This is a genomic window from Actinoallomurus rhizosphaericola, from assembly GCF_024055675.1.
Taxonomy (GTDB): Bacteria; Actinomycetota; Actinomycetes; order Streptosporangiales; family Streptosporangiaceae; genus Actinoallomurus; species Actinoallomurus soli.
Map to the genome: position 1 here is coordinate 91,751 of NZ_JAMXMW010000013.1, position 24,336 is coordinate 116,086.

Sequence of the window (24,336 nt, forward strand, 5' to 3'; positions counted from 1 at the left end):
CCCTGACCCGAGGGATCAGATGACGATCGCCATAGGTGACATCGAAGAGGCGGCGGCTCTGCTGCGGCAGAGCGTGGCGGAGGTCAAGAAGGTCATCGTCGGCCAGGAGCACATGGTCGAGCGCATGGTCATCGCCCTGCTCGCGCGCGGCCACTGCCTGCTCGAGGGTGTCCCCGGCGTCGCCAAGACCCTCGCCGTGGAGACCCTGGCCACCGTCGTCGGCGGGTCGTTCGCCCGCCTGCAGTTCACGCCCGACCTGGTGCCCTCCGACATCGTGGGGACCCGGATCTACCATCCGTCCACCGAGCAGTTCGACGTGGAGCTCGGCCCGGTGTTCGTCAACTTCGTCCTCGCCGACGAGATCAACCGCGCGCCGGCGAAGGTGCAGTCCGCGCTGCTGGAGGTGATGGCCGAACGCCAGGTCTCCCTCGGCGGGCGGACCCATCCCCTGCCCGAGCCGTTCGTGGTGATCGCCACGCAGAACCCCATCGAGTCCGAGGGCGTCTATCCCCTGCCCGAGGCGCAGCGGGACCGGTTCCTGATGAAGGTGAACGTCGCCTACCCGGGCGCCAGCGAGGAGATGCAGATCCTGCAGCGGATGAGCGTGGACCCGCCGGACGCCGCGCGGATCCTCGATCCCGGCAGTCTCATCGCGCTGCAGCGCGCCGGGGACGAGGTCGCCGTTCACGAACTGGTCGCCGACTACATCGTGCGGCTGGTCATGGCCACCCGCGAACCCGAGCAGTACCGCCTGCCCGACCTGGAGGGCGTCATCGAGATCGGCGCCAGTCCCCGCGCCACGCTCGGTCTCGTCGCCTCCGCCCGCGCCCTGGCGCTGCTGCGCGGCCGTGACTACGTCCTGCCCGACGACGTCCGCGCCGTGGCCGTCGACGTGATGTCCCACCGGATCCTGCTGTCCTTCGACGCGGTCGCCGACGGGGTCGACCCGGTCGCGATCGTGGAGCGGATCCTGGCCACGGTCCCGCCGCCGCGGGTGGTGTGGAACCACCAGCACGCCTCATGAGCAGACGAACCGGAGGCACGGCGCTCGTGGTCACTTCGCCGGCGGAGGAGGCTCCTTGAGCAGGTCGCCGAAGCTCGGCAGGCTGGCGCCCGAGCGGTCCCTCAAGCGGCTGGAGCTGCAGGTGACGCGCCGCCTCGACGGGCTGCTGCACGGCGAGCACCTGGGCCTGCTGCCCGGGCCCGGCAGCGACCTGGCCGAGGCCCGGCTGTACCAGCCCGGTGAGGACGACGTCCGTCACATGGACTGGGCCGTCACCGCCCGGACGACGGTCTCCCACGTACGGGACCTGATCGCCGACCATGAGCTGGAGACGTGGGCGCTGGTCGACATGTCGCCCAGCATGGACTTCGGCACCGCGCGGATGACCAAACGCGACCTGGCCGTGGCGGCGCTGGCCGCCGTGGGATTCCTCACCGCCCGTCTGGGTGACCGTCTCGGCGCCTACATCATGCACGGCGGTCAGGTACGCCGCTGGCCCGCCCGTACCGGCCGGTCCGCGATGTACGCGCTGCTGCAGGGGCTGCTGGACACCCCGCGCGAGGCCGCCGCCGGGTCCGCCAGCGGTCCCGGGCCGGGCCTGGCCGACGGGATCTCCGGTCTGGCCCGCGGCCAGGTCAGGCGGGGCCTGCGCGTGGTCATCTCCGACTTCCTGGACGGCCAGGCCACCACGGGCGGGGAGTTGCCGTGGCAGCGTCCCCTGCGCCGCCTCGCCGTCCGCAACCAGGTGATCGCCGTGGAGATCGTCGACCCGAGGGAGCTGGATCTGCCGGACGTCGGGCCGGTGCTGATGAGCGACCCGGAGACCGGCGAGACCCGCGAGATCATCCTGTCGGGCCGGGTCCGCGCCGCGTACGCCGCCGCGGCGTCCGCCCAGCGCGCCCGGATCGGTGCGGCGATCCGCGGCAGCGGGGCGTCTCACCTGGTGCTGCGCACCGACCGTGACTGGATCAGCGATGTGGCCCGGTTCGCGCTGCAGCAGCGGCGTGTCGCGGGCCGTCCGCAGCCGCGAGGAGGCCGCCCATGACCTTCCTGTCTCCCGGCCGCCTGTGGCTGCTGGCGCTCGTTCCGTTCCTGGTCGGGGCGTACCTGCTGATGCAGGCCCGCCGCCGGCAGGCCGCGGTGCGCTTCTCCAACCTGGCACTGCTGGCGCAGATCGCGCCGCGCCGCCCCGGGTGGCGCCGGCACCTGGCCGCGACGTTGTTCCTCCTGTCGGTGATCTTGATGACGGTCGGGTTCGCCCGGCCCGCCAAACCCGTCAAGGTGCCGCGGGAACGCGCGACGATCATCGTGGCGATCGACGTGTCGCTGTCGATGAAGGCCACGGACGTCCTGCCGACCCGCCTGGACGCCGCCAAGGCCGCGGCGAGGAAGTTCGTGCAGGACCTGCCGATGCGGTTCAACGTAGGCCTGGTCAGCTTCTCCGGCAACGCCTCGGCCGTCGTCGCCCCGACCTTCGACCGGGAGGCGGTGGGCCACGCCATCGACGGCCTGCAGCTCGGCAAGGGCACCGCGATCGGCGAGGCGGTGTTCGCCTCCCTGCAGTCGATCCGGTCGTTCGACGCGCGCGCCAACCAGGACCCGCCGCCCTCGCACATCGTCCTGTTGTCCGACGGCGACAACCAGAGCGGCCGGTCGGTCACCGAGGCCGCCGCCGCGGCCCGCGCCGCGAAGGTGCCCGTGTCGACGATCGCGTTCGGCACCCCGTACGGCACCGTCGACATCGATGGGGAGACCGTTCCGGTGCAGGTCAACAAGACCACGCTGCGCAACCTCGCGCACGACACCGCCGGCAAGGCGTACGAGGCGCAGGCCGGGTCGGAGCTGTCGGAGGTCTACCGGCACATCGGCAGCTCGCTGGGGTACCGCATCGAACGCCAGGAGGCCGCCTCGCAGTACATCTTCGCCGCGCTGCTGCTGGCCCTGGCGGCCGGTGGCCTGTCGCTGGTGTGGTTCCAGCGCCTGCCCTGACGGCCGCCGCCCCGGGAAGGGGTCAGCCGCGCCGGGCCGCCGGGCGGACGCCGCGTGCGACGTACCCGATGAGGCCCAGCAGGACCAGGACGCCCACGCCGTCCGACAGTCCCTCCCACAGGCTGGCGAACAGGCCGTGGCCGGACAGGAACAGGTAGGTCGCGAACACCGTCAGCGCCGTGCCCGCAGCCGGGACCGCGGCGTAGGACCACGGGTGCGCCTGCGCCCACGCCCGCGCGCGGTCACGGCCCTGGCGCAGCAGCGCGCCGCCGGCGCCGATGAGGAAGAACACCGACAGGCCGAGGGCGATCGGCGCGGCGAGGGTCGGGTGCCAGCCCAGCAGGTGCAGCGCGAAGTCGGCCAGGCCGACCGCCGCTCCCCCGGCGAGTGCGAGCGCCCAGGGCCCGTCGGCGGCCGCCGCCATGGCGATCCAGGTCGTCTCCGAGCGGCGCGGTACATCCGGTTCATGCGTCATATCGTGATGATGCGCCGGGATCGGCGGGAGGGCCATCGGGGATTCCCCCGAGCCGCCCCTGAGGTCACCCCCAGCCGGACGCTGGTACGGTCAGCCGTCGTGGGGGAGCACTACTTCGCGCGACAGCCGCAGGCCGACAGCAGACCGGGCACCGTCGATCTCGTCCTGCCCGACCTTCACCTGCGGCTCGCCACCGACCGGGGGATGTTCTCCCCCGACCGTGTCGACCTGGGCACCCGCGTGCTGCTGGAGACCGTCCCCCCTCCCCCGCCGGAGGGGAACCTCCTCGACCTGGGCTGCGGCTACGGCCCCATCGCCCTCACCATGGCCAGCCGATCGCCGCAGGCGATGATCTGGGGCGTGGACGTCAACGAGCGTGCCCTGACCATCGCGGAGCAGAATGCCCGAACCGCCGGCCTTGACAATGTAAAGTTCGGTTTGGCCGACCGGATCGACCCCGCGCTGCGGTTCGCCGCGATCTGGTCGAACCCGCCGATCCGCATCGGCAAGCAGGCCCTGCACACGCTCCTGCAGACCTGGCTGGCCCGGCTCGCCCCCGGCGGCCGCGCCCACCTGGTCGTGCAGAAGAACCTCGGCTCGGACTCCCTGCAGCGCTGGCTGCGGGACCAGGGCCACCCCACCGAACGCATCGCCTCCCGCGCCGGATACCGCGTCCTGGCCGTCGACCCGAAGGACCCATCGTGAACACCGACGAGCGTCGGCAACTGCGCCCCACCGACGTCAAGCGCCTGAACCGCACCTGGCGCCGGCGCACCGAGGACCGCCTCGCGCTGCTCGTCGAGTCGGTGACCCAGCCGTTCAACATCGGCTCGATCACCCGGTCCGCGGCGGCGTTCGGCGTCGACCACGTGTGGCTGGCCGGCAACGCCACTCCCCCGACCCACCCCAACGCCCGCAAGACCGCGCTGGGCACCGAACGCCTCATCGCCTGGGAACCGCCCGTCCCCGTCACCGACGCCGTACGCGCCGCACGCGAGGACGGCTTCCGGATCGTCGCGATCGAGCTGACCGGCGACGCGGCCCCCCTGCACGAGGCACCGCTGGACGGTGACGTCTGCCTGGCCGTCGGCGGCGAGGACCACGGCTGCTCTCCCGCCCTGCTGGCCGCCGCCGACGCGGTCGCCTACATCCCCCAGATCGGGCGGGTCGGATCCCTCAACGTCGCGGTCGCCACCGCCATCGCCCTCGCCGAGGCCCGCCGCCGCGAGTGGGCCCGCTGACCGGGGTGCCCGTCACGCAGGCCCCGTCACGGCCGCGGCGGACGCCTCCAGCGCGCTGAGGAACCACCGGGCCGCCGGGACCGGGTCGGGCCCGGCGGCCCTGCCGTCGATCACGGCCAGGAGCTCCACGTACCGCGAGACCCTCGCGTCCGCGCCGGCCCGGACTCGTTCGGCCAGCCAGCGGCGGAACTCCGCGTCGTCGTTCCGGCCGTGCGCGCCGGCGAACACGGCGACCAGCTCCTCGACGACGGCCCGCGCCCGCGCGCAACCCGGTGGGACACCCTCGGCGAGCGCCGCGCCGGCCAGGTCGAGGACGGCCCGCTCGGCACGGCGCCAGCTCGCCGGATCGCCACGATCCGCGCCGGAGGCCCGGTCGGCGGCGTGCCGTTCGAACGCCGTGCGGACCACCGCCCGGAAGCCCGGATCGCCGACCAGGTACGCCAGCTCCACCCACGCCTCCAGCCGCGCGGGCTCCGGGTCCTCCGGCGGATCGGGCACCATCGAGCGCAGGTGCGCGGCGAAGCCCGGCTCCAGGTCCAGGCCGCGGGTCGCCTCGCCGATGAGCTCGGTCACCATCCGGTGCCGCTGCCCCGCCGCGAGCACGGCGAGCCGGTGCGCGCGGGTGACCGCGGCCGGGTCCGCGCCGCGGGCGGCGGCGTGGCGCAGCACCGCCTGCCGTACCCGCAGCTCCTGGATCCGTGCCTCCAGCGCGGCCGCCTGCCGGTCGGCGACCTGCGCCAGACTCTGCGCACCGTCCAGCACCCGAGCGGCCGTGGCGAGGTCGACGCCGAGATCACGGAGCGTGCGGACGAGCTCGAGCCGGGCCAGCGCGTCCTCGTCGTAGAGGCGGTACCCCCCGGGCGACCTGGCGGCGGGCGGCACCAGCCCCTCGTCGGAGTAGTACCGGATCGTGGCCACCGGCAGCCCGCTGAGCCGGGCCATCTCGCCGATCGTGTGCAGCCCCTCGTGCATGCCGCCCAGCCTGGTTCATCGATCCGCCGGGCGGTACCCGGCCCCGGCGGGGACGAGCCGCTCCAGGATCAGGCCGGCGACCCGCTCCGGCGCCTCCAGGTGCACGTCGTGGCCGGTCGCGACGTGCAGCACCGACAGCAGCGGCGTGGCGGCCGCGACCGCCGCCAGCTCGCGCGCGAACCCCCGCCGGTACGCCGCGAACGCGGTCGCGACCTGCGGCGGCAGCAGCTCCTCCAGGTCCGAGCCCTCCGACTGGACCACCACCAGCGGGCAGCGCGCCGCCCGGTAGGTCGCGAACAGGTCCAGGGCGCCCAGCTCGGCGACCAGGCGGGTCAGCGCCGGATCGCCGGCGCGCCGCACCTCCTCTTCGAGGAAGCCGCGCATCGTCTGCTCCGCCGCCCGCGCGGCGCCGGCGTCCAGGTCGAAGGGGCCGGTGGGGTTGGTGTGCCCGTCCACGTTGACGGCGAGGGGGCACCGCGGCCGTCTCGTGGCCCACAGGGCCGCGACGATCCCGCCGAGGGAGTGCCCGGCCACGGCCGGTTCGCCCAGTCCGAGACGGTCGATCACGGCGGCGAGGTCATCGATCGCGTCCGGCCACGACCACAGCGCCGGGCCGGAGGCGCCGTGCCCGCGCAGGTCGGCGGTGACCACCCGCAGCCCGGCCTCGGCGAGCAGCGGGGTCACCCGCCGCCAGTCGTCCATGTCACGGCCGCCGCCGTGCAGCAGGACGACCGTCGCGCCCCTCCCCCCGTGGTCGCGGACGGCGATGTCCACGCCCGCGCGGGACACCATGTGCTTCGTCCCCTCGCTCATCATGACTCCTCCACGATCCGGTTCGGCCGACGCGGAAGATCATGGAGTCTCGAGTCCCTTGAGACTCAACCCCGGCGGGGCGAGGAGCGAGGGGGCCGAGCCGGTGCCTCCGCTTCGCGGCGGCACCGCCGTCGGCCACCGGCTCGGGCGGCTAGTCCGGTACTTCGCGGGTGGTCGGTTCGGCTGATGTCGCCCCCGGGTGCTGGTGGCGCGTGCGCAACGCCTGTGAGAGCGCGTCGAGCGTTATGCCCACAATGGCCAGGAGCTGCGCCGGGCTAGCGCCGGCTCTGCTCATGACGGCGAGAGACTGGTTCACGGCCGCCACGTGGTCGGCGAAGGCCTCGGCGTCCTGGTCGGTCAGTCGGCCGGCCTTCAGCGCGGCGCGCAGACGCGAGCGCTGGAGGCCCAGCGCCTCCTTCGCGTGCGCCGCGACGCTCGGGCTCAGCACCGGGATCGCCATGGCCGACTGGGCGACCAGGCATCCATCGGGCAGTTCGGGATCGGCGATGCGCTCGAGGGTGACGTCGAAGAACGCGCGAACGGCGGTAAGGGGCTCGGAGGCCGCACACGACAGGGCGGCGTCGTACTTGCCGCCGTAGCGCGCGGCATAGCGATCCAGGCAGCGCAGGAAGAGCGTGTCCTTGTCGCCGAGCGAGGAGTAGATGGAGCTGCGGTTCAGGCCGGTCGCCCGGGACAGATCGTCCACTGAGGTGTCGGCGTAGCCGGCGCGCCAGAACTGGATCATCGCGGCGTCGAGCACCGTGTCCATGTCGAACTGCTTCTTGCCTGGCACGTGGCACTTCCTTGCCGGTGTGTCGATGTATCGGGCTGTGCTGTGCACCATCCTATCTTGAACTGATCAGTTCAAGATGTGCTAGCGTCCAGGCATGGTCATGACCCGGCATCCCCCACACTCCGCGACAGCGCGACGAGCACACCACGCAGTCCCGGCCGCCGCCGTCGTCCTCATCTACACCGTCGTCATGGCCGGCGGGACGCTGACCATCCCGCTCTACGTCCTGTGGGCGTCGAAGTTCGGCTTCGGACCCGTCACCACCACCCTCGTCTTCATCGCCTACGTCATCGGAGTCGTCGGCACGCTGCTCATGGCCGGTTCACTGTCCGACGCGATCGGTCGCCGTCCCGTCCTCGCGCTGGCGCTCGCGCTCACAGCGCTCAGCACCCTCGGATTCGCGCTCGCCGACGGCCTCACCATCCTGGTGATCTCACGGGTCCTCAGCGGTGCGGCGACCGGCCTCATCACCGCAACAGCGACGTCGTCGATCGCGGAGATCGTGCCCGACCGGAAGACCGCAGCCGTGCTGGCCACCGCCGCCAACGTCGGCGGCCTGAGTCTCGGCACCATCGCCGCGGGCCTGCTCGCGCAGTTCGTCCAAGCGCCGACCCGCACCGTGTTCTGGTGCTATCTGGCCGTCTGTGCCGTGGCGAGCATTGCCTGGCTGACAGTCCCCGAGACTTCAGATCGAAGGACGCGCCGGCGGCCTCGCGTTCGCCGACCGGCACTTCCCTCGGGCACGAACCGGGCTCGCTCGTTTCTCGCCAGCGGTGTGCTCGTCGCCGCGTCCTCCGGCGTGAACGGCTTCTTCTCGTCTCTAGCCCCGGCGTTCCTCCGTGACGACCTGGGCATAGCGAACCTGGCCGTCATCGGCGTGGGCGTCGGAGCCCTGTTCATCAGCGCACTGCTGGCTCAGATCATCGCACCGCCGACCGTCCTGCGACGTAGCACCGGAACAGCCCTGCTGGCCATCGGATTGATCGTCATCGAGGCGGCGCTCTGGATCCACTCCGCCCCCGTCTTCATCGTCGGCACCGTCTTCGCCGGGGCAGCTGTCGGGATCGTGATACGCCACGGCCTCGGCGTCACACACGCACTGAGCGATCCCGGCAACCGCGCTGAGCTCAGCGCGACGTATTTCCTGTTCGTCTATTCCGGCCTCGTCGTCCCCGTCCTGCTCCTGGGCGTCCTCGACCAGATGGCCGGGACCCGGATCTCGAGCCTCACCCTGGCTCTTCTCGTCATCGCCATCGCGCTCGCGGGCCTGGCCCTCGGGCGTGGCACCGAACCAGCAAACCCAACACCCATGGAGGATTCCCGTGACTGACCCTGCGACCACCACTCAGCATGTCTCCGAAGCCAATCCTGTCCGCGACCTGCCCCTGCACGACCTGCCGGGATTCACTCACCGCTGGGTCGACGCGGACGGCGTCCGCCTCCACGCCGTCGAAGGCGGCCGGCCGACCGGCCCCGCCGTTGTCCTGCTCGCCGGCTTCCCGCAAACCTGGTGGGCCTGGCGAAAGGTGATGCCCGGCCTCGCCGGCCGGTTCCACGTCATCGCGATCGACCTGCCGGGTCAGGGCCACTCCGAGCGCCCGGAGCTCAGCTACGACACGCACACGGTCGCCGCGCACGTCCACGCCGCCGTGAACGCTCTCGGAGTGCCGACCTACTGGCTGGCCGCCCACGACATCGGCGCCTGGGTCGCCTTCTCCCTCGCACTTCGATTCGAGAGCCGACTGCGCGGAGTCGCTCTGCTCGACGCCGGAATCCCCGGCATCACCCTCCCCGAAGCGATCCCCACCGACCCGGACCGGGCGTGGAAGACCTGGCATTTCGCGTTCCACCTCGTGCCCGACCTGCCCGAGACGCTGCTCGCCGGCCGCGAACGGGACTACGTCGGCTGGTTCCTGAAAATGAAGACCCTCTCTCCCGACACGTTCGACGACGCCGAGCTCGACCACTACGCAGCGGCCGTCGCCGTCGACGGTGGCCTCCGCGCCTCCCTCGCCTACTACCGAGACGCCGCCGAGTCGGCGCGCAAGAACCACGAGGCGCTCGAGCGGCGGCACCTCACCGTGCCCATCCTCGGGATCTCCAGCAGCCACGGCTCCATCCCGGACATGGCAGCCTCCATCGGCCCCTGGGCCGACGACGTCACCGGCGTCGTCGTGCCCGACGCCGGCCACTTCATCCCCGATGAGCAGCCCGAAGCCGTCGCCGCCGCCATAACCGGCTTCATCCTCGACGGCGACTGACACCGGTCGAACCCGCCCGACTGCGCACCTGCCCCGGCCCGCGCGAAGTCACGAGCGGCCGCCCGCGCGCCGACCCGATGGGACCGGCGGTGGCCCCGGCCGCTCGTACGGGGCCGATGAGCACACGCTCGGTGTGCGCACGGCGTCAGACGGTCGGGATCGTTCCGCCGTCGATGACGTACTCCGCCCCGTTGACGGACGCGGCGCGGTCCGAGACGAGGAACGCGACGACCTCGGCCACCTCCGCGGGCTCGGCCGGTCGCCCGATGGGGATTCCGCCGAGCGAGTCCATGAGCCGCCGCAGGGCGGCGGTGCGGTCGATCCCGGCACCTCGCGCGATCCGCTCGACGAGACGGTCGGCGCTCTCGGTCCGGATGAATCCCGGAGCCACGCTGTTGACCCGTACGCCCTTCGGCCCGACCTCGCCGGCCAGGCCCTTGCTGTAGGTCGTGAGCGCCGCCTTGGCCGCCGCGTACGCGAGCGTCGCCTCGTGCAGCGGCTTCCGGCGCTGGATCGACGAGACGTGGACGATCGCGCCGTGCCCGGCCTCGACCATGCCGGGCAGCAGCCCGCGGTCGATGCGCACCGCCGCGAGGAGGTTACGCGCCAGCTCCTCGTGCCACTGCTCGTCACCGAGCGCGGCGAAGCCGCCCGGTCCGGCGTCCGAACCGCCCACCGTGTGGACGAGGATGTCGACGCCGCCGAGCCGCTCGCGGACGCGGTCGATCACGGTTCGCGCTCCTTCGGTGGTCGTCACGTCGGCCGCCGCGAACATGCCGGGGTCCGGGTGGCCGGCGGGCATCGTCCGGGCGGTGGTCATGACGGCGGCACCGGCCTCGGCCAGCCGGGCCGCGATCGCCGCGCCGGTGCCTCTGGTGCCTCCGGTCACGAGCGCTCTGCGGCCGGCGAGCGACTCGCTGATGGTCACGGACATGGGTGGGGCCTTTCTCTCCGCTTCCCGGACTGATCGGTGACCTCGTGGTATGTCACGACCGCACGGACTCGTTCAGGACGATGATCAACTGCACGATCCGGTCGTCGCGGACGGTGAGGTAATGCGTGAGGACCACCGGGTCGGGCAGCCCGGTCCGGTCGAACTCGCCGTCGACGATCACATCGGCGACGATCTCGCCGTAGTGCTCCCGTACCTCGCGGATCTCCTTGGTCACCTTCGCTGCGATCAGCTCCTCGGAGAGCCAGCGCCCGATGGCCTCGATGCCACGGAACTCCCGGCGCGCGTCGTTGACCAGCGCGTCGGGCGCGAACGTCGCGATCAGGGCGTCGAGGTCGTGCGCGTTGGCGGCGGCGAAGTAGTCCTCGACCGGCTTGGGCAGAGGCATGGCGGTCATTTCGTTGTTCCCTTCTTCGAGCGGCCTCCACCGTCGGGTCTCCCCCGGGGGGAGGGTCAAAGCGGGCGGGCGGGTGCCGTCCCCCGCACTGCGTGCGCCGGCGCCCGGGCCTGCGCGCCCGGTGCGAGGTCCGCGTGATCCGCGCGTGAGGCCGGTTTGACCTGCGCGCCGGCCGGAGCCAGAGTGCGGGCATGCACCAGGGCCTCACCATCGGTGACTTCTCACGGATCACGCACCTCAGCGTGAAGATGCTGCGCCGGTACCACGAGATGGGTCTGTTGGAACCCGAGGCGATCGATCCCTACACCGGATACCGCCACTACTCCCTCGCGCAGGTGCCGACGGCCCAGGTGATCCGCCGCTTCCGTGAGCTGGGGATGCCGCTTCGCGAGATCCGCGAGGTGCTCGCCACCGCCGACCCGGACGCCCGTGCCGCGCTGATCGGCCGCCATCTCGTCCGCTTGGAGGACCAGTTGGACCGCACACGCGCCGCGGTGACGTCCCTGCGCCGGCTACTGGAGCCCGCGGTTCCGCCGATCGAGGTGGAGCTGCGCGTGGAGCCGGCGACGACGGTCGCCGCCGTCCGCGCGACCATCGACCTCGACGAGGCGAACACCTGGTACGGCGGTGCGATGGACCAGATCGATCGTGCCCTGCGCTCCGCCGGCCTGCGCCCGGCCGGACCTGCGGGAGGGCTGTACGACAACGCGCTGTTCACCGAGGAACGCGGCGAGGCGATCGTGTTCGTGCCGGTCGCCGACCCGCCGGACGCCGACCGCGTCCACCCGCTCGTCATTCCCGCGGCGGAGCTGGCGGTGACCGTGCACCGCGGGCCGCACGACGACATCGACGTCTCCTACGGCGCTCTGGGCACCTACGTCACCGAGCACGCCCTCGCCGTCGCCGGGCCGGTGCGGGAGTACTACCTGGTCGGCCCCAGGGACACCGATGACCCCGACGCCTGGCGCACCGAGATCGGCTCGCCCGTCTTCCGTACCGCCGGCTGAGATCCAGCCGCCCTACGCGAGCGGCCGGCGGAGGGGTGGGCCGATGAGGATGGCCAGGTCATCGCGCCGCCCACCTCGGGACACACAGCCCCGGCAGCACCAGCGTGCTGGTCGACCCCCGGTTCCTCCTGACCCGCGACGAGATGTACACCATCCGGCATCTCGCAGCGACCCGCCCGGCTCCCCCGCTTCGTGTCCGCCGCGGACGGCGGCCCGGTCGGACGCGCCGAGTGATCGATACCGTGCGGGGCCGCCGTCGAGGGGGGCCGTGTGGCGTGCCCGTGGCCGGGGAAGGACCTCGTCGCGCGGATCACGCGGGGGGACGGAGGCCGGCGATGAGCACGACCGGGCGCGAGGCGAACCCGCCCGCCCGGAGCATCCGGCTCCCCGGAATCCTCCTGGGGGTGGGCCTGGGCGGCTTCGTCGACGGAATCCTGCTCCACCAGGTTCTGCAGTGGCACCACATGCTGTCCAGCACCGACAGCGCCAACATCGGCGTGCGGTACTACGACCCGAACACCGTGCCGGGGCTGCGGATGAACACCCTGTGGGACGGGATCTTCCACGTCGTGTGCTGGCTGTCGGTGCTGACAGGCCTGGCCGTGCTGTACTCGCGCGTGACACGGAACCGCCGCCGCGTGTGGACCTCCCGTGTCCTGTGGGGCTGGGTCCTCACCGGCTGGGGCCTGTTCAACCTGGTCGAAGGAGTCCTCGACCACCACGTCCTCGGCATCCACCACGTCCGCGGCGGCCCGTACCGGCTGTGGTGGGACATCGGCTTCCTGCTGCTGGGCTGGGCGCTCGTCGCCGCCGGTCACCTGATGCGACGCGGCGCCCGCCCCGCCGACCCGGCCGCGCCCGGAACGGCCCCCGCCTGATGGGCGGCCACCTCCACCATGCCGGGGGAACGACGCCCGGCACGCTCCCCGCCCTGGCGCTGGTCCTGGCGGCGGCCGCCGCGTACCTGGCGCTGGTGGCGCGGGCCCGCGACCGCGACCCCCGCCGGGGCCGGCAGCACCTGCGCACCGGAAGCTTCCTCGGCGGATGCGCCCTGCTCACCGTCGCGCTGCTGCCCCCGGTCGCCGCGCACGGCGACTTCCGCCGCCACATGCTGCAACACATGATCATCGGGATGTACGCGCCGCTCGCCCTCATGCTCGGCGCTCCCCTGACCATGCTGCTGCGGGCCCTGCCCGCCCACCGCGCGCGGCAGGTGACCCGCCTGCTGCGCGCCCGCCCGGCACGTGTCCTCGCCCACCCGGTGATCGCCCTGATGCTGGGCACCGGCAGCCTGGGCGTGCTGTACTTCACGCCGCTGTACGACGCGGCGGCCGCCCGGCCGGCCGGGCACTGGCTCCTGCACGCCCACTTCCTGGTTTCGGGGTACCTGTTCGCCTGGGTGGTGGCCGGCCCCGATCCCGCGCCCGGCCGGCCGGGAGTACCCGCGCGGCTGGTGCTGCTCGGCGTGGCCGTGGCGGCGCACGCCACGGTCGCGCAGCTGCTGTACGGCGGTTTCGGCGTCCACGTCCACGCCCCGGCCGGCCGGATCCGGGACGCCGCGGCGATCATGTACTACGGCGGGGACGTCGCCGAGCTCCTGCTGGCCGCCGCGCTGGTCGCGACCTGGCGGCCCGAACGCCCGCGCCGGCGGCCCGCCCTGCTCACCGGGTCCTCTTAGGTCGCCGACGTTTCGACGGGGCCCCAAGCGTCGCCGGGATACGTTCGCCCGGTGATAGCGATGATCTTCGAGTTCCGGTTCGATCCCGGGGACGAGGCCGCCTACCGGGAGTATCTGGGCGAGTCGGCGCGGCTGCGTGAGCTGCTGCCGGACCTGGACGGCTTCCACGGAATCGAGCGGTTCACCAGCGACACCGATCCGGGGCGGTACGTCGCGATCGGCTACTTCCGGGACGAGGAGGCCGTCGCCGCCTGGCGGAACACCCCGGCGCACCGGCGCGCGCAGGCGCTGGGCCGGCGCCGGTTCTTCACCGACTACCGGCTGCGGATGGCCGAGGTGATCCGCGACTACGGGCCGGGCGATCGCGCCGAGGCGCCCGCCGACAGCCGCCGCGCCCACGACGAGAGGACCACTGATGCATGACCTGACGATCGAACTCGACGACGAGCCGGGCGCCCTGGCGGCCATGGGCGAGGCCCTCGGCGCCGGCGGTGTCAGCGTGGAGGGCGGCGGCGTGTTCGTCGTCGGCGGGCGGGCCGTCGCGCACTTCCTGTTCGACGACGGCGTCGCGGCGAGCGCGGCGCTGCGGGCGGCCGGCCTGCGCGTGACGGCCTGCCGGGAGGTCCTCGCCCGCCGCCTGGACCAGGACCGGCCCGGGCAGCTCGGGGCGATCAGCCGGGCCCTCGCCGACGCCGGCGTGAACATCGAGGTCCTCTACTCCGACCACGACCACCGGCTGATCCTCGTGGTGGACGATCCGCGAGCCGGCGCCGAGGCGACGGCCGCCTGGGATCGCTGACCATTCTCAGCCGAGTGCGGTGTCTCTCCGGGGTGGGTCTGTACCCGGCTGAGCTGCATTGTCCTGCATTGAGCCGCGGCCTTTACATAGTAAGGTACAGTTTGAGATCCGAGGGACCGGAAGGCCCAGAACCCGGCTTCGTCAGTTGTTCACATCTGCGTTTAGATCATTGACGATTTTTTTCTCCAAGCGGACACTGAGTCGTCGTCCCGTTCATTGCTCGAACGTTCGGGAAGCCGTACGTCGACTGGAGTGTCTGCATGCGCATGGCTCGTCTCGCGGTCGCGGCGGCGGTCACCGCCGCTCTGGCCGCGCCGCTCACCGCGGCGACCGGAGCGGCCCAGGCCGCCTCCGATGGAGGGCAAAGACCCTGGCTGAACACCTCACTGCCGCTGGAACGACGGGTGGATCTGCTGCTGAGGCAGATGACCGACCAGGAGAAGGCCACCCTGATGACCGCGGTGGGACGGCCCAGCGGCTCGCACGCCACCGGCTACGTCCCCGGCATCGAGCGCCTCGGCATCCCCGGTCTGCAGTTCTCCGACGGCCCCAGCGGCGTCCGTGACGGCCAGCCCGAGACCGCGCTCCCCTCCCCCGTCTCACTGGCAGCCTCGTTCGATCCCCGGACGGCCGCGGCGTACGGCACGGTGATGGGCACCGAGGCGAAGTACCGCGGCTACCAGGTCATCTACGGTCCGATGGTCAACATCGTCCGTACGCCGCTCGGCGGCCGTGACTTCGAGACCCTCGGCGAGGACCCGGAACTGGCCGGCGACCTCGCCTCCGCCGAGATCCGGGCCATCCAGGCGCAGGGCGTCGCCGCCCAGGTCAAGCACTACGCGGGCAACAACCAGGAGAACGCCCGCCAGACCTCCAGCTCCGACATCGACGAGCGGACGCTGCACGAGATCTACCTGCCGGCCTTCGAGAAGGCGGTCGCCGACGGCAGGGTCTGGTCCGTGATGTGCGCGTACAACAAGGTCAACGGCGTCTACGCGTGCGAGAACGCCCAGATCCTGCGGGACATCCTGCTCGACACCTGGAAGTTCGACGGAGTGGTCGGGACCGACTACCCGGCCAACCACTCGACGGTCGCCTCCGCGCTCGCCGGCCTGGACCAGGAGTTCAGCGGCACCACCTACTTCCAGCAGCTGCCCGCGGCCGTCGCGGCCGGCCAGGTGCCGCAGTCCGTACTCGACGACGCCGCCCGCCGCATCCTGCGGCTGGAGTTCCGCACCGGCCTGTTCGACCCGCAAAAGCCCGTGACCGCGAACTTCGACGACGACAGCGCCGTCGCCAGGCGCGCCGCCGAGGACGGCAGCGTCCTGCTGAAGAACAGCGGGAACACGCTGCCCCTGGACACGAAGGCCCTGCGCTCACTGGCCGTGATCGGCCCCAACGCCGACACCGCGATCACCGGAGGCGGCGGCAGCTCCGCCGTCACCCCGTACAAGAAGGTCGATCCGATCTCCGGCCTCAAGGCGAGACTCGGCGACTCGGTGAACGTGAACTACGTCAAGGCGGGCACGACCTCCGGGCAGCCCCCGATCCCCGCCTCCGCGCTGACCGGCCTCAAGGGCGAGTACTTCACCAACAAGACCCTCACCGGCACCCCCGCCGTCACCCGCGACGACACCGACATCGACTTCGACTGGGGAAGCGGCTCCCCCGCCACCGGCATCCCGGCCGACGGCTTCTCCGCGCGCTGGACCGGCACGCTCACCGCGCCCGCGACCGGCGCGTACACCTTCTCGGCCACCAGCGACGACGGCAGCCGCGTCTACCTGGACGACAAGCTGATCGCCGACAACTGGAGCGACCACGGAGTGCGCACCGTCAAGAGCACTCCGGTACAGCTCACCGCCGGTGAGCGGCACACCCTCCGAGTGGAGTACTACGAGAACAGCGGCAACGCGTCCGTGAGCGTGGGCTGGTCGTCCCCGAACCTGCCCGACCCGCAGATCCAGGCCGCGGTCACCGCCGCGAAGAGCGCCGACGCCGCCGTGATCGTGGCCGGCGACTCCTCCAGCGAGGGCTCGGACCGCACCACCCTCGCACTGCCCGGCGACACCGACGCCCTGATCAAGGCCGTCGCCGCCGCCAACCCCAGGACCGTCGTGGTGCTGCGGGCCGGCGCGCCGGTGCTGATGCCGTGGCTCGGCAAGGTCCCCGCGGTGCTCGACATGTGGTACCCGGGGCAGGAGGACGGCAACGCGCTCGCCGAGCTGCTCACCGGCGACGCCGAGCCCGGCGGCCGGCTTCCGGTCACCTTCCCGAAGACCGACACCCAGACCCCCGTGGCCGCCGCGCCCGGCCGGTACCCGGCGGTCAACGGCGTCTACGACTACAGCGAGAAGCTCGACGTCGGATACCGCTGGTACCAGGACGAGAACGAGACGCCGCTCTTCCCGTTCGGCTACGGCCTGTCCTACACCACCTTCAAGCTCTCCCACCTGCGTGGCGGCCCCGCCCGGGTCACCGCGGGCGCGGGCACCACCGGCAGGATCAAGCTGACCGTCGACGTCACCAACACCGGCCGGCGCACCGGCTCCGACGTCGTCCAGGCCTACCTCGGTCACCCTGAGAGCGCCGGCGAGCCGCCCAAGGAGCTCAAGGCGTTCGCCAAGGTCCGGCTGAAGGCCGGCCAGACCAGGAAGGTCACCCTCACCCTGGACTCCGGCGCCCTGCGGACCTGGGACGACAAGGCCCACGACTGGACCGTCCTGGACGGCGAGTACCCCATCCGCGTCGGCGAGTCCTCCGCGGACACCCCGCTGACCACCTCGGTGACGGTCCGCCGTACCCTCGGCACCCAGTACACGACCGTCACCGCCCCCAAGATCACCCGGCCCGGTGACACGCAGACGGTCACGCAGACCTTCACCAACACCGGCGACTCCAGCGTCCACGGCCTCGCGCTCTCGCTGTCCGCGCCCCAGGGCTGGACCGTACGGCGCGCCACCGCGAACAGGTCCGCGCCGGCCGTCGTTCCCCCCGGCGGCCGGACCGACACCACCTGGAAGGTGACCGCGCCGGCCGGTGCGGCGGCGGGTCCGGCCACCCTCACCGGGAACGCCTCCTTCGTCCTGGACGGCAGGCAGACCCGCACCGGCGCCACCACGACCCTCGTGCCGTACGCCGACGTGGCGAAGGCCTTCAACAACGTCGGGGTCACCGCCGACGGCGACCCGTCCCCCGGCAACCTCGACCCGAAGGGCTACAGCTTCTCGGCCGCGCAGCTCGCGGCGGTCGGCTACACCCCGGGCGCGACGGTGACCGCGGACGGCCTCACCTACACCTGGCCGGACGTCCAGCCCGGGCAGCCGGACGACGTCGCCGCCGCCGGCCAGGTCATCCAGGTCCACGGCACGGGCGGCAGGCTCGGCCTGCTGGGCACGGGCACCGGCTCATCGCACTCGGGAACGGTGACCGTCACCTACACCGACGGCAGCAGCGCCGACCTGCCCGTCACGTTCCCCGACTGGTACGGCAACGCGGCCGGTGGCAACAGCCGGCTGGCGGTCACCACCGCCGACTGGAACCGGCCACCCAGTGACACCCTGGGTCACCACAAGGTGAGCCTTTACACCACCGGGGGCGCACTCGACCCCTCCAAGACCGTCGAGACCGTCAGCCTGCCCGACGACAACGGCATCCACGTCTTCGCCATCACCGTCGGCTGAGCCGGCGCCGGCCCACCGGCCGGACGCCGCCTCATCACGGCGCCCTCCGCCGGCCGCCCGTACCGGGGCGGTCGGCGGAGGGCGCCGCCCGCCTCGGCGGCCGGTCAGCCCTGGGACATGTAGGCGGCGAACTCCTCCAGCGAGATCTCCCCGTCACCGTCGGAGTCCATCCGGCGGACGACCTCGGCCGCCGTCTCGTCGGTGATGTCCTCACCGAGGGCCTTCATGAGCTGCTTGAGCTCCGGCGCGGAGACGCGCCCGTCCTTGTTGACATCGACGATCTCGAATGTCGCCGCGTAGGCGCTGGTGTCCGCCACGATCCCCGGCCTTCCGGTTGAGAGGGTGATGAGGGCTCTCCTGAGCCACGACGGAGACAACTTAGTGGAAGAGATGCCCGGCTTGCGGTGGATCGGTGGTCCGTGTGCGCCGTGCCGGTTGGTTCGGCGTCCGGCGCGTTGGAGAGACTACGGTTGATCAAGCCACCGCCTTTACGTAGTAAGGTCACTACTGTGGAAAGCGGGGGCAGCGCCCGCGGCCCCTAGTACGACAGGTGCACTCGTGTACGCATATCTCGACCATCCCGGCCCGATCCCCTTCGCGCACCGCGGCGGGTCCCCCGACGGCCGCGAGAACTCGATGGCGGCCTTCGATCGCGCCATCGGGCTGGGCTACCGCTACCTGGAGACCGACGTACGGGCCACCGCGGACGGCGTCCTGGTCGCCTTCCACGACGCGACCCTCGACCGGGTCACCGACCGTACCGGCCCGATCGCCCGGCTCGGCTTCGCCGAGGTCGCCAAGGCGCGGATCGCGGGCCGTGAGCCCATCCCCCGCCTGGAGGAGATCCTCGCCGCCTGGCCCGGCGCGCGCCTGAACATCGACGTCAAGGCCGAGAACGCCATCGGCCCGCTCACCGAGGTCCTGCACCGGGCCCGCGCCTGGGACCGGGTCTGCGTCACCTCCTTCTCCCACCGGCGGCTCCGGCAGGTACGCGCCCGCATGCGCCTGCTGTCCGGCCGGGACGTGTGCACCGCGCTGAGCCCGCTGGGCGTGGCCACATTGCGCGCCCGGTCCGTCGGCGGCCCGTTCGGGCGGCTCGTGCGCCTGGCCGAGCTCGGCGTCCCGTGCGCCCAGGTCCCCCGGCGCGTCGGGCGGACCCCGCTGGTCACCGAGGCGTTCCTGCGGACCGCGCACGCGCTCGGCCTGCAGGTGCACGTGTGGACGGTCAACGACCCGGCGGAGATGGCGCGTCTCCTCGACCTCGGCGTCGATGGCATCATCACCGATGAGATCGAGGCCCTGCGCGACGTCATGACCGCCCGCGCGCAGTGGGCCGCCGCGCCGGCCTGAGCCCGGACGTTCCCCCAGGCGGGCCGAGGAGGACGCGTGGGCCTGGCGCCCGTCGGCACCCCCGCCGAGACCACCCCCCGCGACCGCCGGCGCGAGCAGCGCGGCTGGTACTTCTACGACTGGGCCAACTCCGCGTTCGACACGACCGTCGTGGCGGTGTTCCTCGGGCCCTACCTCAGCGACATCGCCAAGGCCGCGGCCGACGCGAACGGGTTCGTGCACCCGCTGGGCGCCGACGTCCGGGCCAAGGCGGTCTACCCCCTCGCCGTCACGCTGTCGGTGGTCCTGCAGGTCCTCGTCCTGCCGCTGGCCGGCGCGCTGGCCGACCACACGGGACGCAAGCGCGCGCTCCTCGGAGTGTTCGCCTACATCGGGGCGTTCGCCACCATGGGCCTGTACTTCGTCGGCGGCGGGCGCTACCTCCTCGGCGCGGCCCTGTTCGTCGTGGGCAACCTCGCGCTCGGCGCCTCCACCGTCGTCTACAACGCCTTCCTGACCGACATCGCCGAACCGGACGAACGCGACGCGGTGTCCTCTCGCGGCTGGGGCCTGGGCTACCTCGGCGGCGGGCTGCTGCTCGTCCTGAACCTCGTGCTGTTCCTGGCGCACGGCGCGTTCGGGGTGACCAAGACGGAGGCGGTCCGGGTCAGCCTCGCCTCGGCCGGTGTCTGGTGGGCGGCGTTCACCCTCATCCCGCTGCGCGCGCTGCGCGACCGTCGGCACGCGCCCGCGCCCGCCGCCGAACCGCTGCGCGCGGCCGTGCGCGCCGGATTCGGGCGGCTGGCCGGCACGTTGCGGGACATGCGCGGCCGGCCGGTCACGCTGCTGTTCCTGCTGGCGTTCCTGGTCTACAACGACGGCGTGCAGACGGTCATCACGATGTCGGCGACGTTCGCGACGGAGGAGCTGAGGCTGGGGCAGACGGACGTGATCGCGGCGGTGCTGCTCGTGCAGTTCGTCGCGTGCGGCGGGGCACTGCTGTTGGGCCGGCTCGCCCGGCGGTACGGCGCCAAGCGCGTCATCCTGGTCTCCCTGGTCCTGTGGACGGCCGTCGTGCTGGCCGCGTACGGGCTGCGGCGCGGGTCGGCGGCGGAGTTCCTGGCGCTGGCCGCCGCGATCGGCGTGGTCCTGGGCGGCACGCAGGCGCTGTCGCGGTCGCTGTTCTCCCATCTGCTGCCGCGGGACCGGGAGGCGGAGTACTTCGGCTTCTACGTCATCAGCGACAAGGGGACCAGCTGGCTGGGGCCGCTGGTGTTCGCCGCCGCGCTGCAGTGGACCGACAGCTACCGCACCGCCCTGGTCTCCCTGGTGGTGTTCTTCGTGATCGGCCTGGCGCTGCTGGTCACGGTGGACGTTCCCCGGGGCGTGCGCGAGGCGGGCAACCCCCTCCCCCGGCGGCTCTGAGGACGGGCGCGCGGGCCGGCCCCCGGCTCACCGACACCGGCGCGTCAGCGAGTCGCCGCCGCTGTCCTCGCGCCCGATCGTGCCGGCGGCGGCTCGACGGTCCTCACGCCCGCTCCGCTCGGGGCGGTGCGGGCTCGGCGGCGTCGCCCTCCGCCGTCGTACGGCCGGCCAGGTGCCGGCGGAGGAAGGACAGCTCGGCGTCGGCGGCCTGCTCGTGCGCGTCGAGGAAGGGGGCGTAGTGCCCGCCCGGCAGGCGGATGAGCTCTCCGCGCGGGGCTCGCCGTGCCGCGCGGACGGCGGGGCCGGGCGGGGCGGTCCGATCCTGCGCGCAGACCACGACCAGCAGCGGGCAGCGCACGCGGGAGGCCCGCCGGTCAGCCTGCTGGGCGTCCAGTACCGGCCCGCGCTGGCCGACCTGCCCGACCAAAAAGGCTGGCGGATCAACACTGCCGCGGACTACGGCCCGCTGAACACCTTCGCCCGCGGCAAGATCGACCTGGGGTGGATCCGCACGCTTTGGCCCGACATCCTGCGCGTGGTCGCCTCGATCTACACCGGCCACGTGCGCGCCTACGACGTGGTCCGCATGCTCCAGCGCGACGGGCACCCCACCGCCCTGGGCGAGGCGATCGCCTCCTACGGCCGTATCCACAAGACCCTGCACATCTGCACCCTGGCCACCGAGAAGCCCTACCGCCGCGACGTCAAGGCCATCCGCAACCTTCAGGAAGGCCGCCACGCCCTGGCCGCCAACATCTTCCACGGTAAGAAGGGCGAGCTGTACCAGCGCTACCACAAGGGCATGGAAGACCGGCTCGGCGCGCTCGGGCTGATCCTCAACTGCGTCGTGCTGTGGAACACCCGCTACATCAACGCCGCCGTGGAGGCCCTGCGGGCCCAGGGATACCCGGTCCTGGCCGCGGACGTCGCCCGGCTCTCGCTCTTCGTCCGCGAGCACCTCAACGTGATCGGCAAGTACAACTTCGCCCTGCCCGACCTGGGTGAAGGCGGCATCCGACCTCTGCGTGCCCCTGACGCCGATGATGAGGAACTGTCCGGCTGAGCGAAGTCGGCGGCGTGCCGGTCCCGGCCGCGGCCGCGGCCCGCGGATCGTGTTCGTTAGATCGGAGGCGGGGGCTTGTGGGCCTGCGGCTGGCCGCCGTCCTGCGCACCTCGACGGGTACCGGCTGCGGGTGGTTCCCCACGGCGGGCAGCGGGTGCCGCACGGCGATTCGCGGGTCTCGATCTCCCACCTCGTGCCGATGGCATCGAAGACGAAGTTCACTCGAGTGCTCGCCGTATCGAATTGTCAGTGACACGGTTCTAGAAGAAGGTGGGCAGCCGAGGGGTGTACGGGTCCTCGAGCGTCTGGATCTCCTTTTCGGTGAGTTGGAGGTCGAGGGCGGCGACGGCGTCGGCGAGGTGATGCGGCTTGGTGGCGCCGACGATGGGGGCGTCGACGACCGGGTTCTTCAGCACCCAGGCCAGGGCCACCTGCGCCATGGAGACGCCGCGTTCTTCGGCGATCCGCTGGACGGCGTCGACGATGGCCTTGTCGGTCTCGGCGAAGATCGGCCTGCCGAACATGTCGACCTCGGGGTTGGTCCGTCCGCGGGTGGTGCCGGCCTGGCCCCAGGGGCGGGCGACCCGCCCGGCCGCCAGCGGGCTCCACGGGATGCTGCCGACGCCTTGGTCGGCCAGCAGGCCGAACATCTCGCGTTCCTCTTCGCGGGCGAGGAGGCTGTATTGGTCCTGCATGGAGACGAACCTGGTCCAGCCGTGCGTCTCGGCGGCGTGCTGCATGGTGGCGAACCGCCACGCCCACATGGACGAGGCGCCGATGTAGCGGGCCTTGCCCGCCTTGACCACGTCGTGGAGGGCCTCCATGGTCTCCTCGACCGGGGTCTCGGGGTCGAACCGGTGGATCTGGTACAGGTCGATGTAGTCGGTGCCGAGCCGGCGCAGGGAGGCGTCGACCTGCTCCAGGATCGCCTTGCGGGACAGGCCGCCGCCTCCGGGGCCCTGGTGCATCGGCCAGTAGACCTTGGTGGCCAGCACGATGTCTTCGCGGCGGCTGTATTTGTTGATGGCGCGGCCGACGATCTCTTCGGAGGTGCCGCCGCCGTAGACGTTGGCGGTGTCCCAGAAGGTGATGCCGAGTTCGACGGCCTGGCGGAAGATCGGCTCGGCGGCCTCGTCGTCCAGGGTCCATGGCATGCGGTCGGAGGGAATGCCGAAGCTCATGCAGCCCAGGGCGATGCGGCTGACCTTGAGCCCGGAGCCGCCGAGGCGGGTGTACTGCACGTGATTCTCTTTTCTGTACGGAGGGTCGGGCGGCGTGGTCGTCAGGCGGAGGCCGGCCGCAGGGTGGCGGTGTCGATGACGAACCGGTAGCGCACGTCGGAGGACAGGACGCGTTCGTACGCCGTGTTGATCTGTTCGGGCGTGATGACCTCGATTTCCGCGCCGATGCCGTGCTGGGCGCAGAAGTCGAGCATCTCCTGGGTCTCGCGGATCCCGGCGATGAGCGAGTAGGTGTAAACGCGGCGTCCGGCCGCGATCGCCGGGGTGGGGAATGAGATGGTCGGCTCGGCGGACGCGCCGAGGGTGACGAACACGCCGTCGAGCCGCAGGAGGCCCAGGTACGCGCCGAGGTCGAGCTTGCCGCTGACGGTGTTCAGGATGAGGTCGAACGTGCCGGCGAGTTCCTCGAAGGTGGCGGGGTCGCTCGTTGCGTGGTAGTGGTCGGCGCCCAGCCGTTCGCCGTCGGCCTTCTTGCCCAGGGTCTGGGACAGGACGGTGACCTCAGCGCCCATGGCGTGGGCGAGTCTGACCGCGACGTGCCCGAGACCGCCCAGGCCGATGACGGCGACCTTCTTACCGGGGCCCGCGCCCCAGCGGCGCAGCGGCGAGTAGGTGGTCGCGCCCGCGCACAGCAACGGCGCGGCGACGTCCAGGGCGAGCGCGTCGGGGATGCGGACAACGAAGTCCTCGGTGACGACGATCCGGCCCGAGTAGCCGCCCTGGGTGATGGTGCCGTCGCGGTCGGTGGAGCCGTAGGTGAGGATGCTGCCGTTCAGGCAGTACTGCTCCTCACCGGCGCGGCAGTTGGCGCACTGCCCGCAGGAGCCGACCACGCATCCGACGCCGACCCGGTCTCCGACGGCGTACTTGGTGACCTCGGGCCCGATCGCGGCCACCGTACCGGCGATCTCGTGGCCCGGGACCAGCGGGTACGGCTGGGGACCCCACTCGCCGCGGACGCTGTGGATGTCGGAGTGGCAGATGCCGCAGTAGGCGATGTCGATCAGCACGTCACGGGGACCGACCGCGCGGCGCTCGATCGTCGTGGCCGTCAGCGGCTCGGTCGCTGACGGTGCGGCATAGGCAGGAACGGTGGACATGTCTGATGAACCTTCCGTGAAATGGACATCCTGAGAAGACGCAGGTCGCGGCTGCGTCGCGCCGGCGTCCGGGTCGTGAGGGCAGCGCTCGTCGCCGGCCTGCGGCGAGAGCGTG

At 72.1% G+C, this 24,336-nt stretch carries 25 protein-coding genes; 16 read left to right on the plus strand and 9 right to left on the minus strand.

What is annotated here, in order from left to right; genetic code table 11:
• The first annotated feature begins 19 nt into the window (after positions 1-19).
• From NE234_RS26960 to NE234_RS26970, 3 genes are read left to right on the plus strand one after another with little or no spacing between them, the layout of a single operon-like run.
• On the plus strand, positions 20-1,024 hold the full coding sequence (locus NE234_RS26960; protein WP_252783448.1) for an AAA family ATPase: 1,005 nt from the start codon (positions 20-22) through the stop codon (positions 1,022-1,024).
• A gap of 55 nt (positions 1,025-1,079) precedes the next feature.
• Positions 1,080-2,048: a DUF58 domain-containing protein gene (locus tag NE234_RS26965; RefSeq protein WP_252783449.1), complete on the plus strand. Its 969-nt coding sequence runs from the start codon at positions 1,080-1,082 to the stop codon at positions 2,046-2,048.
• Entirely contained in the window at positions 2,045-2,992 is a 948-nt protein-coding gene (locus tag NE234_RS26970; RefSeq protein ID WP_252783450.1) for a VWA domain-containing protein, read from the plus strand. Before NE234_RS26965 ends, NE234_RS26970 begins: the two co-directional genes overlap by 4 nt.
• Positions 2,993-3,014: 22 nt before the next feature.
• Here the strand turns inward: NE234_RS26970 and NE234_RS26975 are convergent, their stop codons facing one another.
• The gene (locus NE234_RS26975; RefSeq protein ID WP_252783451.1) at positions 3,015-3,467 is read right to left on the minus strand and encodes a hypothetical protein; all 453 of its coding nucleotides are present in this window, start codon (positions 3,465-3,467) and stop codon (positions 3,015-3,017) included.
• Between the two features lie 99 nt (positions 3,468-3,566).
• Between NE234_RS26975 and NE234_RS26980 the strand changes: the two genes are divergently transcribed.
• Both NE234_RS26980 and NE234_RS26985 read left to right on the plus strand, forming a co-directional pair.
• Complete coding sequence (locus tag NE234_RS26980) at positions 3,567-4,172, plus strand: class I SAM-dependent methyltransferase (RefSeq protein WP_252783452.1); 606 nt, start codon at positions 3,567-3,569, stop codon at positions 4,170-4,172.
• A complete protein-coding gene (locus tag NE234_RS26985; RefSeq protein ID WP_252783453.1) occupies positions 4,169-4,708 on the plus strand; it encodes a TrmH family RNA methyltransferase in 540 nt (179 codons plus the stop codon). The genes NE234_RS26980 and NE234_RS26985 overlap by 4 nt, the downstream gene beginning before the upstream one ends.
• 12 nt (positions 4,709-4,720) lie before the next feature.
• Here NE234_RS26985 and NE234_RS26990 read toward each other — a convergent pair whose 3' ends face one another.
• The 3 genes from NE234_RS26990 to NE234_RS27000 form a co-directional block, all read right to left on the minus strand.
• A complete protein-coding gene (locus NE234_RS26990; protein WP_252783454.1) occupies positions 4,721-5,680 on the minus strand; it encodes a MerR family transcriptional regulator in 960 nt (319 codons plus the stop codon).
• A 15-nt stretch (positions 5,681-5,695) separates the two neighbouring features.
• Positions 5,696-6,493, minus strand: a complete 798-nt coding sequence (locus tag NE234_RS26995; RefSeq protein WP_252783455.1) for an alpha/beta fold hydrolase — start codon at positions 6,491-6,493, stop codon at positions 5,696-5,698.
• Between the two features lie 151 nt (positions 6,494-6,644).
• Entirely contained in the window at positions 6,645-7,286 is a 642-nt protein-coding gene (locus NE234_RS27000; RefSeq protein WP_252783456.1) for a TetR/AcrR family transcriptional regulator, read from the minus strand.
• 94 nt (positions 7,287-7,380) lie between these two features.
• Between NE234_RS27000 and NE234_RS27005 the strand changes: the two genes are divergently transcribed.
• Positions 7,381-8,616 carry an MFS transporter gene (locus NE234_RS27005; protein ID WP_252783457.1) on the plus strand — a complete coding sequence of 412 codons (1,236 nt, stop codon included), beginning with the start codon at positions 7,381-7,383 and terminating at the stop codon, positions 8,614-8,616.
• Complete coding sequence (locus NE234_RS27010) at positions 8,609-9,547, plus strand: alpha/beta fold hydrolase (RefSeq protein WP_252783458.1); 939 nt, start codon at positions 8,609-8,611, stop codon at positions 9,545-9,547. Before NE234_RS27005 ends, NE234_RS27010 begins: the two co-directional genes overlap by 8 nt.
• A gap of 145 nt (positions 9,548-9,692) precedes the next feature.
• On the opposite strand, the gene NE234_RS27015 is transcribed toward NE234_RS27010, so the two are convergent.
• On the minus strand, positions 9,693-10,481 hold the full coding sequence (locus NE234_RS27015) for an SDR family oxidoreductase (RefSeq protein ID WP_252783459.1): 789 nt from the start codon (positions 10,479-10,481) through the stop codon (positions 9,693-9,695).
• 52 nt (positions 10,482-10,533) lie between these two features.
• The gene (locus tag NE234_RS27020; RefSeq protein WP_252783460.1) at positions 10,534-10,896 is read right to left on the minus strand and encodes a nuclear transport factor 2 family protein; all 363 of its coding nucleotides are present in this window, start codon (positions 10,894-10,896) and stop codon (positions 10,534-10,536) included.
• A gap of 191 nt (positions 10,897-11,087) precedes the next feature.
• On the opposite strand from NE234_RS27020, the gene NE234_RS27025 reads away from it, so the two are divergent.
• From NE234_RS27025 to NE234_RS27050, 6 genes are all read left to right on the plus strand, one after another.
• On the plus strand, positions 11,088-11,903 hold the full coding sequence (locus NE234_RS27025) for a MerR family transcriptional regulator (RefSeq protein ID WP_252783461.1): 816 nt from the start codon (positions 11,088-11,090) through the stop codon (positions 11,901-11,903).
• A gap of 335 nt (positions 11,904-12,238) precedes the next feature.
• Positions 12,239-12,781 (plus strand): DUF2243 domain-containing protein, encoded by a 543-nt coding sequence (locus tag NE234_RS27030; protein WP_252783462.1) that lies wholly within the window; start codon positions 12,239-12,241, stop codon positions 12,779-12,781.
• Positions 12,781-13,581: a cytochrome c oxidase assembly protein gene (locus NE234_RS27035; RefSeq protein ID WP_252783463.1), complete on the plus strand. Its 801-nt coding sequence runs from the start codon at positions 12,781-12,783 to the stop codon at positions 13,579-13,581. The genes NE234_RS27030 and NE234_RS27035 overlap by 1 nt, the downstream gene beginning before the upstream one ends.
• 60 nt (positions 13,582-13,641) lie before the next feature.
• On the plus strand, positions 13,642-14,004 hold the full coding sequence (locus NE234_RS27040; RefSeq protein ID WP_252783617.1) for an antibiotic biosynthesis monooxygenase family protein: 363 nt from the start codon (positions 13,642-13,644) through the stop codon (positions 14,002-14,004).
• Complete coding sequence (locus NE234_RS27045; RefSeq protein WP_252783464.1) at positions 13,997-14,380, plus strand: ACT domain-containing protein; 384 nt, start codon at positions 13,997-13,999, stop codon at positions 14,378-14,380. The genes NE234_RS27040 and NE234_RS27045 overlap by 8 nt, the downstream gene beginning before the upstream one ends.
• 260 nt (positions 14,381-14,640) lie before the next feature.
• Positions 14,641-18,063 (plus strand): glycoside hydrolase family 3 C-terminal domain-containing protein, encoded by a 3,423-nt coding sequence (locus NE234_RS27050; protein WP_252783465.1) that lies wholly within the window; start codon positions 14,641-14,643, stop codon positions 18,061-18,063.
• Positions 18,064-18,167: 104 nt separating this feature from the next.
• On the opposite strand, the gene NE234_RS27055 is transcribed toward NE234_RS27050, so the two are convergent.
• Positions 18,168-18,380 (minus strand): EF-hand domain-containing protein, encoded by a 213-nt coding sequence (locus tag NE234_RS27055; RefSeq protein ID WP_252783466.1) that lies wholly within the window; start codon positions 18,378-18,380, stop codon positions 18,168-18,170.
• 241 nt (positions 18,381-18,621) lie between these two features.
• Between NE234_RS27055 and NE234_RS27060 the strand changes: the two genes are divergently transcribed.
• The 3 genes from NE234_RS27060 (at position 18,622) to NE234_RS27070 (ending at position 21,880) form a co-directional block, all read left to right on the plus strand.
• Positions 18,622-19,413 carry a glycerophosphodiester phosphodiesterase gene (locus NE234_RS27060; RefSeq protein WP_252783467.1) on the plus strand — a complete coding sequence of 264 codons (792 nt, stop codon included), beginning with the start codon at positions 18,622-18,624 and terminating at the stop codon, positions 19,411-19,413.
• Between the two features lie 36 nt (positions 19,414-19,449).
• A complete protein-coding gene (locus tag NE234_RS27065) occupies positions 19,450-20,817 on the plus strand; it encodes an MFS transporter (RefSeq protein WP_252783468.1) in 1,368 nt (455 codons plus the stop codon).
• Between the two features lie 172 nt (positions 20,818-20,989).
• Positions 20,990-21,880 (plus strand): transposase, encoded by an 891-nt coding sequence (locus tag NE234_RS27070; protein WP_252783469.1) that lies wholly within the window; start codon positions 20,990-20,992, stop codon positions 21,878-21,880.
• A 260-nt stretch (positions 21,881-22,140) separates the two neighbouring features.
• Here the strand turns inward: NE234_RS27070 and NE234_RS27075 are convergent, their stop codons facing one another.
• Entirely contained in the window at positions 22,141-23,121 is a 981-nt protein-coding gene (locus tag NE234_RS27075) for an aldo/keto reductase (RefSeq protein WP_252783470.1), read from the minus strand.
• A 41-nt stretch (positions 23,122-23,162) separates the two neighbouring features.
• Positions 23,163-24,221 carry an NAD(P)-dependent alcohol dehydrogenase gene (locus NE234_RS27080; protein ID WP_252783471.1) on the minus strand — a complete coding sequence of 353 codons (1,059 nt, stop codon included), beginning with the start codon at positions 24,219-24,221 and terminating at the stop codon, positions 23,163-23,165.
• Positions 24,222-24,336: the final 115 nt, after the last annotated feature.